The 14,726-nt window shown below is 60.2% G+C and carries 15 protein-coding genes; 5 read left to right on the top strand and 10 right to left on the bottom strand.

The features are described 5' to 3' along the window. Positions 1-107: 107 nt before the first annotated feature. On the bottom strand, positions 108-2,249 hold the full coding sequence (gene katE, locus V6M90_RS06490) for a catalase HPII (protein WP_332846220.1): 2,142 nt from the start codon (positions 2,247-2,249) through the stop codon (positions 108-110). 263 nt (positions 2,250-2,512) lie between these two features. Between katE and V6M90_RS06485 the strand changes: the two genes are divergently transcribed. The 3 genes from V6M90_RS06485 to V6M90_RS06475 are packed head-to-tail and all read left to right on the top strand — an operon-like array spanning position 2,513 to position 5,016. After that, positions 2,513-3,520 carry a methionine ABC transporter ATP-binding protein gene (locus tag V6M90_RS06485; RefSeq protein ID WP_003170777.1) on the top strand — a complete coding sequence of 336 codons (1,008 nt, stop codon included), beginning with the start codon at positions 2,513-2,515 and terminating at the stop codon, positions 3,518-3,520. Beyond that, the gene (locus tag V6M90_RS06480; RefSeq protein WP_141062760.1) at positions 3,520-4,194 is read left to right on the top strand and encodes a methionine ABC transporter permease; all 675 of its coding nucleotides are present in this window, start codon (positions 3,520-3,522) and stop codon (positions 4,192-4,194) included. Before V6M90_RS06485 ends, V6M90_RS06480 begins: the two co-directional genes overlap by 1 nt. Positions 4,195-4,245: 51 nt before the next feature. Then, positions 4,246-5,016, top strand: coding sequence for a MetQ/NlpA family ABC transporter substrate-binding protein (locus tag V6M90_RS06475; protein ID WP_003170775.1), 771 nt, complete (start codon positions 4,246-4,248; stop codon positions 5,014-5,016). Between the two features lie 143 nt (positions 5,017-5,159). On the opposite strand, the gene V6M90_RS06470 is transcribed toward V6M90_RS06475, so the two are convergent. The 5 genes from V6M90_RS06470 to V6M90_RS06450 are packed head-to-tail and all read right to left on the bottom strand — an operon-like array spanning position 5,160 to position 9,083. Then, a complete protein-coding gene (locus V6M90_RS06470) occupies positions 5,160-5,795 on the bottom strand; it encodes an SCO family protein (RefSeq protein ID WP_003170774.1) in 636 nt (211 codons plus the stop codon). Then, positions 5,792-6,691 (bottom strand): heme o synthase, encoded by a 900-nt coding sequence (gene cyoE / locus V6M90_RS06465; RefSeq protein WP_003170773.1) that lies wholly within the window; start codon positions 6,689-6,691, stop codon positions 5,792-5,794. Before cyoE ends, V6M90_RS06470 begins: the two co-directional genes overlap by 4 nt. Next, positions 6,679-7,758 carry a COX15/CtaA family protein gene (locus tag V6M90_RS06460; RefSeq protein WP_003170772.1) on the bottom strand — a complete coding sequence of 360 codons (1,080 nt, stop codon included), beginning with the start codon at positions 7,756-7,758 and terminating at the stop codon, positions 6,679-6,681. The genes cyoE and V6M90_RS06460 overlap by 13 nt, the downstream gene beginning before the upstream one ends. A gap of 10 nt (positions 7,759-7,768) precedes the next feature. Then, positions 7,769-8,353 carry a hypothetical protein gene (locus V6M90_RS06455; RefSeq protein ID WP_332846219.1) on the bottom strand — a complete coding sequence of 195 codons (585 nt, stop codon included), beginning with the start codon at positions 8,351-8,353 and terminating at the stop codon, positions 7,769-7,771. Continuing rightward, complete coding sequence (locus V6M90_RS06450) at positions 8,319-9,083, bottom strand: SURF1 family protein (protein WP_332846218.1); 765 nt, start codon at positions 9,081-9,083, stop codon at positions 8,319-8,321. Before V6M90_RS06450 ends, V6M90_RS06455 begins: the two co-directional genes overlap by 35 nt. Positions 9,084-9,119: 36 nt before the next feature. Between V6M90_RS06450 and V6M90_RS06445 the strand changes: the two genes are divergently transcribed. Beyond that, positions 9,120-9,323 carry a twin transmembrane helix small protein gene (locus V6M90_RS06445; protein ID WP_003170769.1) on the top strand — a complete coding sequence of 68 codons (204 nt, stop codon included), beginning with the start codon at positions 9,120-9,122 and terminating at the stop codon, positions 9,321-9,323. A gap of 6 nt (positions 9,324-9,329) precedes the next feature. Here V6M90_RS06445 and V6M90_RS06440 read toward each other — a convergent pair whose 3' ends face one another. The 4 genes from V6M90_RS06440 to coxB form a co-directional block, all read right to left on the bottom strand. Next, positions 9,330-10,217, bottom strand: coding sequence for a cytochrome c oxidase subunit 3 (locus V6M90_RS06440; RefSeq protein ID WP_003170768.1), 888 nt, complete (start codon positions 10,215-10,217; stop codon positions 9,330-9,332). Between the two features lie 35 nt (positions 10,218-10,252). Next, positions 10,253-10,804: a cytochrome c oxidase assembly protein gene (locus V6M90_RS06435; protein WP_003170767.1), complete on the bottom strand. Its 552-nt coding sequence runs from the start codon at positions 10,802-10,804 to the stop codon at positions 10,253-10,255. Positions 10,805-10,873: 69 nt separating this feature from the next. Then, on the bottom strand, positions 10,874-12,463 hold the full coding sequence (gene ctaD, locus V6M90_RS06430) for a cytochrome c oxidase subunit I (RefSeq protein ID WP_141062767.1): 1,590 nt from the start codon (positions 12,461-12,463) through the stop codon (positions 10,874-10,876). A 58-nt stretch (positions 12,464-12,521) separates the two neighbouring features. Further along, positions 12,522-13,649, bottom strand: a complete 1,128-nt coding sequence (gene coxB, locus V6M90_RS06425; RefSeq protein WP_141062768.1) for a cytochrome c oxidase subunit II — start codon at positions 13,647-13,649, stop codon at positions 12,522-12,524. A gap of 367 nt (positions 13,650-14,016) precedes the next feature. Here coxB and V6M90_RS06420 point away from each other — a divergent pair, with 367 nt between their 5' ends. Further along, positions 14,017-14,664, top strand: coding sequence for a hypothetical protein (locus V6M90_RS06420; protein ID WP_003170764.1), 648 nt, complete (start codon positions 14,017-14,019; stop codon positions 14,662-14,664). Positions 14,665-14,726: the final 62 nt, after the last annotated feature.

Here is a 14,726-nt window from a genome sequence, read left to right as displayed (position 1 = left end):
CGCACCGCCCCTCCCACGTTTTGAACGGTGAACACATTCAAAATGTGGGAGGGGCGGTGCGACGATTCGACTTGCTCCCGATGGCGATTTGACAAACAGCGAAGATCTTAAGCCGGAATCGCCTTGGCCTTAGCCTCGCGATCCCACACCCGATGCTGCGCAATCGCGGCAAAGAACGCCTTGAACGCCGCAGCATCAGCCCCCACGATCAGCCCCGCATCCACCTCCAGTTTCAGCAGATCCAGCAGTGGCTTCACGTCACTGGCAACCGCAATCGCCTTCAGATGCTTGTACGCTTCCAGCACATAGTGCAGCGCCACACCATCACCGCTCAACGCTTGCACCGACTCCTTACCGCCCGGGATAAACACCGCGTCAAACGCAATGGACGGCATGCCTTCCATCGACGCATCCACCGGCAGGGTCTTGCCATCCGCCGTGGTCACAGGTGCCGAGGTCGGCCCCAACAACTTGGCATGCGCACCCTCGGTCTCCAGCGCTTTTTTCAGCGCATCGATCGCCGCACCGTCTACGCCATTGGCCGCCAGAATCGCCACTTTACGCGTCTTGATATCACCCGACAGCAGGTTCACCTGGCTCAAAGCCGGTGACTTTTTCACCGATGTTTCACGCGCAGGCACAGTGCCCTTGGTCGGCACCGGCAAGCCGAGGTTTTGCGCAACACGCTTGGCCAATTCAAGATCGATATTGGCCAGAATCTCGTTCACCTGACGGGCGCGGATAAACTCGCGTTCCACTTTGCCCAACTCGAAGCTGTACGCCGCAATGATGTGCTCTTTCTCATAGTGGCTCATGCTGTTGAAAAACAGCGTGGCCTGGGAGAAGTGGTCACCGAACGACTCGCTGCGCTCGCGTACCTTGTTGGCGTCGACACGCTCGTAATAGGTTTCGAAGCCGCCATCCGTCGGCCCTGCCGGCGTCTCCTTCGGCCAGCCGCCATCGATAGAGTTCGGCTCGTAAGAAGCGCGGCCCTTGTCTATCACAGTACGGTGCTGAGCATCGCGCTGACCGTTATGGAACGGCGCGATGGAGCGGTTGATCGGGATCTCATGGAAGTTCGGCCCACCCAGTCGGCTGATCTGCGTATCCGTGTAGGAAAACAGACGGCCTTGCAGCAAGGGGTCATTGGTGAAGTCGATACCCGGCACGATATGGCCAGGGCAGAACGCAACCTGCTCGACTTCGGCGAAGAAGTTATCCGGGTTGCGGTTAAGCACCATCTTGCCCAGCGGCGTAATGGGCACCAGCTCTTCAGGAATAATCTTGGTGGGGTCCAGCAAGTCGAAGTCGAATTTATGCTCATCTTCTTCGGCGACCACCTGAACGCCCAATTCCCACTCGGGATAATCGCCCATTTCAATCGACTCCCACAGATCTCGGCGATGGTAGTCGGTGTCTTTACCCGCGAGCTTTTGCGCTTCGTCCCACACCAGGGAGCAGGTGCCAACCTTGGGTCGCCAGTGGAATTTCACGAAGCTGGATTTGCCTTCGGTGTTGATCAGGCGAAAGGTGTGCACGCCAAAACCCTGCATGGCGCGCAGGCTTTTTGGAATCGCTCGGTCAGACATCGCCCAGATCACCATGTGCGCCGATTCCGGCTGCAGCGAGACGAAATCCCAAAAGGTGTCATGGGCCGAGCCACCGGTAGGAATCTCGTTGTGTGGCTCAGGTTTTACCGCATGCACAAAGTCAGGAAACTTGATTGCGTCCTGAATGAAAAACACCGGCATGTTGTTGCCGACCAGGTCGAAGTTGCCTTCGTCGGTGAAGAACTTCACGGCAAAACCGCGTACGTCACGCACGGTGTCGCCGGAGCCGCGCGGGCCTTGCACGGTGGAAAAGCGCGCAAATACCGGAGTTTTATGCTCTGGGGTACGCAGGAATCCGGCCTTGGTCAGCGCTGAATGGTCGCCATAGGATTGAAAGTAACCATGTGCGCCAGTCCCGCGGGCATGCACGATGCGCTCCGGAATACGCTCATGGTCAAAGTGCGTGATTTTTTCACGCATGATGAAATCTTCAAGCAGAGAAGGGCCACGAGAACCGACCTTCAGGCTGTTCTGGTTGTCGGAAATTTTCACGCCTTGGTTAGTGCGCAAGGCTTGGCCGGTCGCGTCGGACCGGAACGCTTCCAGTGCCTGCAGCTTGGCGTTGGTATTGCCACGGTCCAGGGTATCGGTGCCTGCAAGTTCACTCTTCGGCGGGGTAGCTGGCTTCTTGGTGCTCATCAGTCAAAACTCCTTATTCAAAGTGGCCAGAGCGGTCCCCGGCTCGTTTGAGCAAAACCCAGGCACGGCACCTGGAAATCGCGTTGCCTAAGTAGTGACTGATGGTGTCTTGGGCCGTTCCTTTTTTATGACCTTTGATCGCGTTATTGCCAAATCGCTGGATGAATGCGAAATAAATGCTAAGAAACGCTAATCGGACAGGCTAAAATGCGCGCCCGGCTAACCGCTGATCCCTTTTCCATGCGCCCCACAAGGTTCGCTACGTGATCGAGTTTCAAAACGTCCATAAAACCTACCGCGTCGCCGGTAAGGATATTCCCGCCCTGCACCCCACCAGTCTGCGCGTCGACAACGGCCAGGTGTTTGGCCTGATCGGCCACTCGGGCGCGGGTAAAAGCACCCTGCTGCGCCTGATCAACCGCCTCGAAGAACCGAGCGGCGGCCAGATCACGGTCGACGGCGAAGAAGTCACCGCCCTGGACGCCAACGGCCTGCGCCGTTTCCGGCAACAGGTCGGCATGATCTTCCAGCACTTCAACCTGCTGGCGTCCAAGACCGTCGCCGACAACGTGGCACTGCCGCTGACCCTGGCCGGCGAATTGTCGCGCAAGGACATCGACCTGCGCGTGGCTGAACTGCTGGCCCGCGTCGGCTTGTCGGATCACGCCAAAAAGTACCCGGCGCAATTGTCCGGCGGCCAGAAGCAGCGCGTCGGCATCGCCCGAGCCCTGGCGACCAAGCCCAAGATTTTGCTGTGCGACGAAGCCACCAGTGCCCTCGACCCGCAGACCACCGCCTCGGTGCTGCAGCTGCTGGCCGAGATCAACCGTGAGCTGAAACTGACCATCGTGCTGATCACCCATGAAATGGACGTGATCCGTCGCGTGTGCGACCAGGTGGCCGTGATGGACGCCGGCGTGATCGTCGAGCAAGGCTCGGTGGCCGACGTGTTCCTGCACCCGCAACACCCGACCACCAAACGTTTCGTACAAGAAGCCGAGCAGGTCGACGAAGGCGAACAGCGCGATGACTTCGCCCACGTACCCGGCCGTATCGTGCGCCTGACCTTCCAGGGCGACGCGACCTACGCGCCATTGCTGGGTACCGTCGCCCGTGAAACGGGGGTGGACTACAGCATCCTTGCCGGGCGTATCGACCGCATCAAAGACATCCCCTACGGGCAACTGACCCTCGCCGTCACCGGCGGTGACATGGAAGCGGCGTTTGCACGCTTTACCGCCGCGGACGTTCACATGGAGGTGCTGCGCTAATGGACGTTTTCCTGAATTTTTTCGCCAACGTTGACTGGTCCGAAATCTGGCTCGCCACCGGCGACACCATGATCATGCTGTTCGGCTCGCTGTTCTTCACCGTCGTGCTGGGCCTGCCGTTGGGTGTGTTGCTGTTCCTGACCAGCCCGCGCCAGCTGTTCGAACAAAAAGGTTTGTACGCGCTGCTGTCGCTGATCGTAAACATCTTGCGTTCGCTGCCGTTCATCATCCTGCTGATCGTGATGATCCCATTCACCGTTCTGATCACCGGCACCTCGTTGGGAGTAGCCGGGGCGATCCCGCCACTGGTCGTGGGCGCCACGCCATTCTTTGCGCGCCTGGTGGAAACTGCCCTGCGCGAAGTGGACCGCGGAATCATTGAGGCCACCCAGTCCATGGGCGCCACCACCCGCCAGATCATCACCAATGCACTGCTGCCCGAAGCACGCCCCGGCATCTACGCGGCGATTACAGTGACGGCGATTACACTCGTGTCCTACACCGCCATGGCCGGTGTGGTCGGTGCCGGTGGCCTGGGTGACTTGGCGATCCGCTTCGGTTACCAGCGTTTCCAGACCGATGTGATGGTGGTTACCGTGGTGATGCTGTTGATCCTGGTGCAAATTCTGCAAACCCTCGGCGACAAGCTGGTGGTGCACTTTTCTCGAAAATAACGGCCATTGCCGGCCCAAAGCCGGCACATGCCCGAACAAGGAGCTTGTTGGATGAAAAAACTACTGGTTGCTTTCGCCGCCGTCGCCGCGTTTTCCGCCCACGCCGAGACCCTCACGGTCGCTGCGTCGCCAGTGCCGCATGCGGAAATCCTCGAATTCGTGAAACCTGCCCTGGCCAAGGAAGGCGTGGACCTGAAGGTCAAAGTCTTTACCGACTACGTTCAGCCCAACGTTCAAGTGGCCGAAAAGCGCCTGGACGCGAATTTCTTCCAGCACCAGCCATACCTGGATGAATTCAACAAAGCGAAGGGCACTCACTTGGTGAGCGTCGGCGCTGTGCATCTGGAACCCCTGGGCGCCTACTCCAGCAAGTACAAGAAGCTGGACGAACTGCCGAAAGGCGCCAACGTGGTGATCCCGAACGACGCCACCAACGGCGGCCGCGCGCTGTTGTTGCTGGCCAAGAGCGGCCTGATCACCTTGAAGGACCCGACCAACATCCTGTCGACCATCAAGGACATCACCGGTAACAGCAAAAACCTGAAGTTCCGCGAACTGGAAGCCGCCACACTGCCGCGCGTACTGACCCAGGTCGACCTGGCACTGATCAATACCAACTACGCCCTGGAAGCCAAGCTGGACCCGTCCAAGGACGCCCTGGTGATCGAAGGCAACGACTCGCCTTACGTGAACATCCTGGTCACCCGCGAAGACAACAAGGATTCGGACGCGGTGAAGAAGCTGGTTGCAGCACTGCACACACCTGAGGTGAAGCAATTCATCGAAGAGAAGTACAAGGGCGCGATCAAACCGGCGTTCTGATCCAACCTTCAATCTCCAAAACACTGGAGATTAAAATGTGGGAGGGGGCAAGCCCCCGATAGCAGAGTGTCAGTCGATGAAGATGTTGACTGACCTGCCGCCATCGGGAGTAAGCCCCCTCCCACATTTGCTTTGTGTTGTCTTCACTTGCGCTGCAACAACCCCGGTAACTGCGCCACCAGCTTCTGGTTGTTCAACGGCGCCCGAATAAACCCACGCTGCGTCCCGTCCGGCCCGATCAGCGCGAGGTTGCCGCTGTGGTCGACGGTGTAGTTGGGCTTGCTGGTGTCAGCCGGGATGAACGGGATGCTCACCGCATTCGATACCTTCTGCACGTCGTCCACATTCGCGCCGGTGAGGCCTGCAAATTGTGGGTCGAAGTAGCCCAGGTACTGCTTGAGCTGCGTCGGGGTATCGCGGTTCGGGTCGACACTGACCAGGATCACCTGCAACTTATCCACCGCCTCCTTGGGCAGTTCGCTCTTGATCTGGCGCAGTTGGGCGAGGGTGGTCGGGCAGATGTCCGGGCAGAAGGTGTAGCCGAAGAACAACAGGCTCCACTTGCCTTTCAATGCGTTGACCTGCACCGGCTGACCGTCCTGGTTGGTCATGGTCACCGCCGGCAGTTGACGGCTCTGCGGCAGCAGGATGATGCCAGCGTCAATCAGCGCAGTGGGATCACCCTGGCCTTTGCCCGACAGCACTTTATTAACAGTCAGGCCCATGATCAGCGCGACGATCGCCACAAGGATAAAGACGGTTTTTTGAGTTCGAGTCATAGGTTCAACAATAAGTAATGGTCTACGAGCAGGGCGATGAACAACAAAAACAGGTACCAGATAGAGTACTTGAACGTGTTGATCGCCGCGTGCGGCCGACCGCCACGGTACAACACCCAGGCCCATTGCAGAAAGCGCCCACCCAATACCAGCGCGCATATCAGGTACAGCGGGCCGCTCATGTGGATGACATAGGGCATCAGGCTCACCGCCAGCAGGACGCAGGTGTAGAGCAGGATATGCACCTTGGTGTAGTGCTCGCCGTGGGTCACCGGCAGCATCGGGATGTCGGCCTTGGCGTATTCCTCTTTGCGGTGGATGGCCAGCGCCCAGAAATGCGGTGGGGTCCAGGCGAAGATGATCAGCACCAGCAGCAGCGGCTCGGCGCTGATGTGGCCAGTGACGGCGACCCAGCCCAACAACGGCGGCGCAGCGCCGGCCAGCCCGCCGATGACGATATTCTGCGGCGTCGCGCGCTTGAGGAACCCGGTGTAGATCACCGCGTAGCCGAGCAGTGAAGCCAGCGTCAGCCAGGCCGCCAGCGGGTTGGTGAACGCCAGCAACAGCGCCAGGCCCGCAACCGCCAGAAACAATGCAAACGCCAGCGCCGCGACAGGCGATACGCGACCTTCCGCCAGCGGCCGCTTGTGAGTGCGCGCCATCACCGCATCGATGCGTCGGTCCACCACATGGTTGACCGCCGCCGCGCCGCCTGCACACAGCGCAATGCCGAGGTTGCCGAACACCAACACCGTCCACGGCACCCCGGCGCGCGTGGCGAGGAACATACCCACCAACGAGGTGATGAGCATCAGCACCACCACTTTCGGCTTGGTCAGCTCCAGGTAGTCGCGCCAGATAGCCCGGCCGTGACGGGCGCCGATCAAGGTCGCCATGGCATCTCTCCTTTAAGGGTGACAAGGCCCGCCACGGGTTTGCGCGGGCTGAAGCGCCAGCCGAACAACCGCGGGTGACGCACTCGAACCAGGCTGGTGCGCGCGTGGTAGTTCACCAGCACCAGCGTCAACAATAAGGCCGCACCGCCAGCGTTGTGCGCAACAGCCACCGGCAGCGGCAGACCGAACGCCACATTGCTCAGGCCCAAGCCAATTTGCGCGGCCAGGGCGATCAGCAGCAAGCCGGCAAGCCGGGTCATGCCTACCGCGCGCAATTGCCAGGCCAGGCCCAGCAGCACCAGGCTGACCAGCACCGCGCCGATGCGATGGGTCAGGTGGATGGCCGTGCGCGCTTCGCTGTCGAGCTGGCCGCCCAGGTAGTTGGGGCCAATGTGCTGGGTCAAGTGAAAGCCGTTGGCAAAGTCCGCCGCCGGCCACCACTGGCCATGGCAGGTCGGCAAATCGACACAGGCCACGGCCGCGTAGTTGGAGCTGACCCAACCGCCAAGCGCGATCTGCCCGATCACCAGCACCAGCCCGGCGGTGGCCCAATATTGCAGGCGCTTGGGCACGACCAACGCAGGCAGTACCCCGGACAATCGCAGCGTCAGTAAAAGTAGCAGACTCAAGGTCGCAAACCCGCCCAACAGATGGCCGGTCACCACCTGCGGCCAGAGCTTCAAAGTCACCGTCCACATGCCGAACGCCGCCTGGGCGAATACCACGGCCAACACGAACAGCGGCAACTTCACCGGCTGACCAGGATCATGTCGGTGACGCCACGAACGCGCCGCCAACAGCGCGATCAGCACGCCCAAGGTGCCGGCGAAGTAGCGATGGGTCATCTCGGCCCAGCCTTTGTCGGCCTCCACCGGCGCGTCGGGAAAATGCAGCTCGGCATGGGCCAGTTGGGCCTCGCTTTGCGGCACGCTGATAAAGCCATAGCAGCCCGGCCAATCCGGGCAGCCGAGGCCGGCATGGGTCAGGCGGGTATAGGCACCGAGCAGCACGACGATCAGTGCCAGCAAAGTGGCAAACAACGCGAGGCGAAATCCAGGTTTGGCCATGACGGTGCCCTTATCCGATATTCGACAGTTTCAGCAGGTGGCGCAGGTCGTTGAGCAAGTCCTTGCCCTTGACCTTGGCGTCGTAGCGCAGCACCAGGTTGCCGTGGGGATCGACGATCCACAGCTGCGCCTCACCCGGCGCAGCGGCGTTCTTGGTGAAGGTCGAGAGGTCCAGCGCGTAACGCTGCAATTGCGGGTACTCGGCCTTGAGCTTGGCTTCGTAGTCAGCACTCACCGGTTGCGCACTGGCCAGGGCATGACTGGCGCGAGAGGCGTCGCGGCCCAGGCCAATCTGCAACTGCCGCGCGAGGTACACCAGTTGCTGGCAGTCCGCAGCGCAGGCCGCGGGCGCGGTGACCAGCAGTTGCCAGCGCATTTCATCGGCCTGCACGCCAATATCGACGCGGGTCTGGCCGTTGCCGATCATCTCACCGTGGTAGCTGCGGCTGTCCGGCACCCAGAACTGCAGCTTGTACATAAAGGTGGCCAGCACCATCGGGCCGATCACCATCAGCAGGATCAAGAGCAGTTGCCAGCGGCCTTTGCGCCGATCAGGCCGTTCAGACATGTTGAGTGGATTCGTGACCGCTCCCATGGGGCTTCTCCTTTTTGTTATGCCATCCGAGGTAGAGGTAAAGCGCAAGCAATGCCAGGGCCATGGCAAACCACTGCACGGCATAGGCCAGGTGTTTTTCCGGCCCCATGGCGACCACTGGCCAGGTGGTTTCATACGTCCCGGGGCCGGCTTCGGCGCGCAGCTCGTAGGCAAAACCGCTGCGGCCCAACTCGGCCCATAGCGCGGCGGGGTGCAGCGCAGTGAGCACGCGCGGCCATGGCGCACCGGCAGGGTCGGCATGCAGTTGGAAGGTTTCGCCGGTGGCAACGTACACCCAGGCGTCGAGGTTCACTGGTTGTTCAGGAGTAGTGAAAACGGGCGCGGTGCGCCTGTCCGGCCAGGGCAGCCAGCCGCGATTGAGCAACAGCCACAGACCGCTGGCCTGGTCGTGGAAAGGCTGCAACAACTCGACCCCGACCTTGCCGTCGCGCATCCGGTTATCAAGCAATACGCTGTGATCGGCGTCGAATTGACCGCGCAAACGTACGCGGCGAAAGGCCGGATCAGCGGTGTCAGTAAGTTGCCCACTGCTCATCGGCGCCGCCGCGCGGCGCTCGGCGTAGGTATCGAGCAGCACCTGTTTTTCGTGGCCACGCGACAACTGCCAGAACCCCAAACCCACCATCAACGGCAGCAGTATCAACACCACCAGTGTCGGCGCGATGCCGGGACGAAACGGTTTCATGGCGCTGGCTATACTTGTTTTCATTGCCCGCCCCCTTTGTAAAAGCCCAGGAGCCAGACCATGCTCAAAGCAGCCATTGCCCTGATGCTGATCGCGACTGTCGTGAGCCTGTTCAGTGGCTTGTTTTTTCTGGTCAAGGACGAGGGCCACTCCGATCGCCTCGTCACTGCCTTGACCGTGCGTGTCGTGCTGGCCGTGATCACCCTGGCGTTGATCACCTGGGGTTTTTTCAGCGGCCAGCTGGTGTCGCATGCGCCTTGGTAAGACGCCTCATAGTACGTAAACGAAGAAAAACAAACCGATCCACACCACATCCACAAAGTGCCAATACCAACTGGCCGCCTCGAAACCGAACTGGTGCTCGGCATTGAAATGCCCACGCAGGATGCGCATCAACATCACAAACAAAATGATGGTACCGATGGTCACGTGGGCGCCGTGGAAACCCGTAAGCATAAAAAACGTCGCGCCGTACACCCCCGAGCCCAGGGTCAGGCCCAGCTCTTTATAGGCATGGATGTATTCCTCGGCCTGGAACCCGAGGAACGCCAGGCCCAGCAACACCGTGATCGCCAGCCAGAGCTTCAGCGCACCGCGATGCCCCTTGCGCAGGGCATGGTGGGCGATGGTGATGGTCACGCTGGAACTCACCAGCAGGATGGTGTTGACCAAAGGCAAGCCCCACGGGCTTATGGTGCCTTCAGGCGCCGGGTACATTTTCGGGTCAGGGTTGTTGAGCAACGGCCAGGCGAACTCGAAGTTCGGCCACAGCATGTGCGCGATGCCTTTGGGGCCTTCGCCGGCCAACGCAGGACCGGACAGGTGGCGCACGTAGAACAGCGCACCGAAGAACGCGATAAAAAACATCACTTCGGAAAAGATGAACCACGTCATGCCCCAGCGAAACGAGCGATCCATCTGCGAACTGTACAAACCGGCGCGGCTTTCTTTGATCACCGCCCCGAACCAGCCAAACATCATGTAGGCCAGCAACAGCCCGCCGACGAAGAAGATCCACGGGCCATGGGATTCCGGGCGCGCGGCCTTCAGGTCGTTGAACCACACGCCCAGGCCATACACGGTGATCAGCAGGCCAAACGTGGCAATTATTGGCCATTTACTTTGAGCTGGTACGTAGTACGTATCATGAGTCGACATGTATTCGCTCTCCTGATTGAGCGGGCAAACAGTAGCTAGCCCCCGGTGCGTACAGCCACGGGCGGTTGGCGCGCAGTGATGTCAAACAGCGTGTACGCCAGCGTCAGATGCTTCACATCCTTGGGCATGTCGCGGTCGACGATGAAGCGCACCGGCATTTCGATACGCTCGCCTGGCTGCAGCACTTGCTGGGTGAAGCAAAAGCATTCGGTCTTGTGGAAGTACATCGCCGCTTCGGCCGGAGAGATACTCGGGATCGCCTGGGCCGTCATCGGCTTGCTCGTAGGGTTGTAGGCCACAAACAGCATCTCGTTGACCGCCCCCGGATTGACCACGATCTCATCGGCCTTGGAATGGAACTCCCAGACCATGTCGATAGCGTTGGTGGATAAGAACTGCACGCGCACCTGACGTGTCGGGTCCACCACTTGCGAACCCTCGTACTGCCCGGCGGTCTTGCCGTTGATGCCGAACGCCTTGCACATCACGTCGTAGATCGGCACCAGGGCAAAACCAAAGGCGAACATCGCCACCACCAGGATCAGCAGGCGGGTGACGAGGCGCTTGAGGGGGAGGGAGTCAGCCATGACGCTCACCGAAGCCGAAGCCGAACTCGGTCAAGGTGGGAGGGGCGGTGTCACATCGCAAAAAGGTGTTCATTTGACCTCCGGCGGCGTGGTGAAGGTGTGGTACGGCGCCGGCGAAGGCACGCTCCACTCCAGGCCTTCGGCACCATCCCACGGCTTGGCCGGTGCCGGCGCGCCGCCACGGATGCACTTGATCACGATGAACAAAAAGAAGATCTGCGTGGCGCCAAACATGAACGCCCCAATCGACGACACCATGTTGAAATCGGCGAACTGCAGGTTGTAATCCGGCACCCGCCGCGGCATACCGGCCAGCCCGACGAAGTGCATCGGAAAGAACGCCATGTTCATGCCCACGAAGGACAGCCAGAAGTGCAGCTTGCCCAGGGTTTCGTCGTACATGTGGCCGGTCCATTTCGGCAGCCAGTAGTAGGCCGAGGCGAAGATCCCGAAAATCGCGCCAGGCACCAGTACGTAATGGAAGTGCGCCACCACAAAGTAGGTGTCGTGGTACTGGAAATCCGCCGGGGCGATCGCCAGCATCAGCCCGGAGAACCCGCCGATGGTGAACAGAATCACGAAGGCCACCGCGAACAACATCGGCGTCTCGAACGTCAGCGAGCCCTGCCACATGGTGCTGACCCAGTTGAACACCTTCACCCCCGTGGGCACGGCGATCAGCAGCGTGGCGTACATGAAGAACAGCTCGCCCACCAGTGGGATGCCGACCACGAACATGTGGTGCGCCCACACGATAAACGACAGGAACGCGATGCTCGCCGTGGCATAGACCATCGAGGTGTAGCCGAACAGCGGCTTGCGCGAGAAGGTCGGGATGATCGAGCTGACGGCGCCGAAGGCCGGCAGGATCATGATGTACACCTCGGGGTGGCCGAAGAACCAGAACACGTGCTGGAACAACACCGGGTCACCCCCACCGGCCGCACTGAAGAAGCTGGTACCGAAGTGAATATCCATGAGCATCATGGTCACGCAACCGGCCAGCACCGGCATCACCGCAATCAGCAGGAACGCGGTAATCAACCAGGTCCACACGAACAGCGGCATTTTCATCAAGGTCATGCCGGGGGCGCGCAGATTGAGGATGGTGGCGACCACATTGATCGCGCCCATGATCGAGCTGATACCCATCAGGTGAATGGCGAAGATGAAGAACGTCACGCTTTCCGGCGCATACGTGGTGGAAAGCGGGGCGTAGAAGGTCCAGCCGAAGTTCGGTCCGCCGCCCGGTGTGAACAGCGTCGAGACCAGCAGCAGGAACGCCGCTGGCAGCAGCCAGAAGCTGAAGTTGTTCATGCGCGGCAGGGCCATGTCGGGCGCGCCGATCATCAACGGGATCATCCAGTTGGCCAGGCCGACGAAGGCCGGCATCACCGCGCCGAACACCATGATCAGGCCGTGCATGGTGGTCATCTGGTTGAAGAACGCCGGCTCGACGATCTGCAGGCCGGGCTGGAACAACTCGGCACGGATCACCATGGCGAACGAACCACCCAGCAGGAACATCGCGAAGGCGAACCACAGGTACATCGTGCCGATGTCTTTGTGGTTGGTGGTCAGCACCCAACGCATCAAACCCTTGGCGGGGCCGTGGGCATGGTCACTGGCGTGGCCATGGTCATCGATTACAGCGCTCATGGCCGTTCTCCTGCAAACGAATGGGCGGGGCGGGTCGAGGCAATCGCAATGAAGTGCGTCATTTGCTTTCCGCCTGCTTGATGGCCAGCACGTCTTTAGGCGTGACCATGTCGCCTTTGTTGTTGCCCCAGGCGTTGCGCTCGTAGGTCACTACGGCGGCGATATCCACTTCCGAGAGCTGCTTGCCGAATGCGGCCATCGCGGTGCCGGGCTTGCCGTGGTAGACGATGCTCAGGTGATCGGCGGCAGGCCCGGTGGCGATTTTCGAGCCCTTGAGCGCCGGGAACATCGGCGGCAGGCCCTGGCCTTCGGCCTGGTGACAGGCCACGCACGTGGTGTGATAGACCTTGTCGCCACGGGCCACCAGTTCTTCGCGCGTCCACTCTTTGGAAGTCAGCTCCTTGAGCTTGGCGGCTTCTTCCTTGCGCTGGCCGAGCCAGGTGTCGTAGTCGGCCTTGGACTTGACCTCGACCACGATGGGCATGAAGCCGTGGTCCTTGCCGCATAGCTCCGCACACTGGCCACGGTAGATGCCAGGCTTCTCGATACGGGTCCAGGCCTCGTTGACGAACCCGGGGATGGCGTCGCGCTTGACCGCAAAGGCCGGCACCCACCACGAGTGGATCACGTCAGCGGCGGTGACCAGGAAACGCACCTTGGCGCCCACCGGCAACACCAGCGGCTGATCGACTTCCAGCAGGTAGTGTTCGCCTTTGGTGGCCTGGTTATGGATTTGCTCGGCAGGCGTGGCCAGGTTGCTGAAGAACTCAACGTCCTGGCCCAGGTATTTGTAATGCCACTTCCATTGGTACCCAGTGACCTGGATATCGATATCCGACTCACTGCTGTCGTAGATGTTGATCAGGGTCCTGGTCGCCGGAATAGCCATCGCAACGAGGATCAGCAGGGGCACGACCGTCCAGAGGATCTCCACGGTGGTGCTCTCGTGGAACTTGGCCGCCACCTGGCCGGTGGAGCGCCGGTGCACCATCATCGACCAGAACATGGCGCCAAACACGATGATGCCGATCACCACACAGATCCAGAAAATGGTCATGTGCAGGTCGAACACTGCGTGACTGACTTCTGTCGCCCCTGGCGCCATATTCGTTGTCCAGGCTGCATGTGCCTGGCCGAATACCGACCACAACAGGAGGCCCATCCAAACGTGTGGATGTCGCATCATTGCGGGTTCCCCTTATCGTTCTTGTTATCCCGCCGGTTTGCACCTGCGTCGAAGGGAGCGGCTTCCATACTGCTTACAACCGCTTAGCCTCACCTGCTCATGCAGTCTGGCGTCATCAGCAAATTGCCTACAAATCCGAGTATAGACAGGGTGGGCAACCCCGCAATGTGTAGGGGCAAATGAGCGAAAATGATCGATAAACCCCAATAAAAACGGGGTGCGGAATCGTTTTTCCGACGAACGATGGCAATTCGATATAACGCCCGCGCATAACCATGAAATAATTATGACAAATGCGTCTTAGGCGCTCGTATAAACGAGCTACCTTGTCTTCTCCCTCTTCCTACACCGCATCACTGGAGCGTCCATGAACACCGCCGCATTGCGCGAGCAGATTTCCCGTGCCCATCAACACGAAGCCAAAACGGGCCAGCTTGCCCTGCAACTGGAAACACAATTGCCGCACCTGCATGCAGCCATTTCCCTGGCTGAGGGTGATCGCAACGTGGTCATGACCCGCTTTGTCACTGCCTACATCGACCTCGTCCCGGAGCTGCTCGATGCTGCCAATGACGTGGCTCGCGAAGCCGGGATCGAAAGCCAGATCAAGCCGGTGCTGAAAATTGCCGAGCATTTCTTTCTGCAGCCTCCGGCGATCCTGGCAGGCCACGAAGGCCTGGACAGTCTGTTGGACGAGGCCTATCTGGCCCATCGCCTGGTGGAAGAAGTAAACGATGTGTATATCAAGCATTTCGGCCAGCCGTTGATTCCGGCGGATACCACCGTGGCCAACGTGATAGCCCATCAGTTGATCGGTGAAGATTTCGCCAATCAGTTGGACGAAGCGGTGCACCTGGCGGTGGATGAGATGCTTAACGACGAGAGTTTTGCGCTGGAGTCGGTGGAAGCGTATCGCGAGCAACTGAAAAGTCCGAACACCGAGGCTGCCTGGAAGCGCTGGCCGTGCCTGTCGCGGCAGTTGGGGGTTGAGCTGGCGCTGGATCAACCGGCTTAAATCTTGCGCCGTACACAGGTCAAATATGGGAGGGGGCTTGCTCCGATAGCGGTGTACCAGTC

Origin of the sequence: Pseudomonas lactucae (assembly GCF_036688725.1) — a bacterium.
Taxonomy (GTDB): domain Bacteria; phylum Pseudomonadota; class Gammaproteobacteria; order Pseudomonadales; family Pseudomonadaceae; genus Aquipseudomonas; species Aquipseudomonas lactucae.
This window is presented reverse-complemented; position numbering and strand designations above follow the sequence as displayed.

What these genes read in the sequence shown, in the direction of transcription:
- V6M90_RS06480 (WP_141062760.1), top strand. Translation starts at nt 3,520, where the DNA reads ATGGACGTTTTCCTGAATTTTTTCGCCAACGTTGACTGGTCCGAAATC.
- V6M90_RS06435 (WP_003170767.1), bottom strand. Translation starts at nt 10,804, where the DNA reads ATGGCTGACTCCCTCCCCCTCAAGCGCCTCGTCACCCGCCTGCTGATC.
- katE (WP_332846220.1), bottom strand. Translation starts at nt 2,249, where the DNA reads ATGAGCACCAAGAAGCCAGCTACCCCGCCGAAGAGTGAACTTGCAGGC.
- V6M90_RS06455 (WP_332846219.1), bottom strand. Translation starts at nt 8,353, where the DNA reads ATGGGAGCGGTCACGAATCCACTCAACATGTCTGAACGGCCTGATCGG.
- V6M90_RS06450 (WP_332846218.1), bottom strand. Translation starts at nt 9,083, where the DNA reads ATGAAAACAAGTATAGCCAGCGCCATGAAACCGTTTCGTCCCGGCATC.
- V6M90_RS06470 (WP_003170774.1), bottom strand. Translation starts at nt 5,795, where the DNA reads ATGACTCGAACTCAAAAAACCGTCTTTATCCTTGTGGCGATCGTCGCG.
- V6M90_RS06475 (WP_003170775.1), top strand. Translation starts at nt 4,246, where the DNA reads ATGAAAAAACTACTGGTTGCTTTCGCCGCCGTCGCCGCGTTTTCCGCC.
- V6M90_RS06420 (WP_003170764.1), top strand. Translation starts at nt 14,017, where the DNA reads ATGAACACCGCCGCATTGCGCGAGCAGATTTCCCGTGCCCATCAACAC.
- V6M90_RS06445 (WP_003170769.1), top strand. Translation starts at nt 9,120, where the DNA reads ATGCTCAAAGCAGCCATTGCCCTGATGCTGATCGCGACTGTCGTGAGC.
- cyoE (WP_003170773.1), bottom strand. Translation starts at nt 6,691, where the DNA reads ATGGCGACCTTGATCGGCGCCCGTCACGGCCGGGCTATCTGGCGCGAC.
- V6M90_RS06460 (WP_003170772.1), bottom strand. Translation starts at nt 7,758, where the DNA reads ATGGCCAAACCTGGATTTCGCCTCGCGTTGTTTGCCACTTTGCTGGCA.
- V6M90_RS06440 (WP_003170768.1), bottom strand. Translation starts at nt 10,217, where the DNA reads ATGTCGACTCATGATACGTACTACGTACCAGCTCAAAGTAAATGGCCA.
- ctaD (WP_141062767.1), bottom strand. Translation starts at nt 12,463, where the DNA reads ATGAGCGCTGTAATCGATGACCATGGCCACGCCAGTGACCATGCCCAC.
- coxB (WP_141062768.1), bottom strand. Translation starts at nt 13,649, where the DNA reads ATGATGCGACATCCACACGTTTGGATGGGCCTCCTGTTGTGGTCGGTA.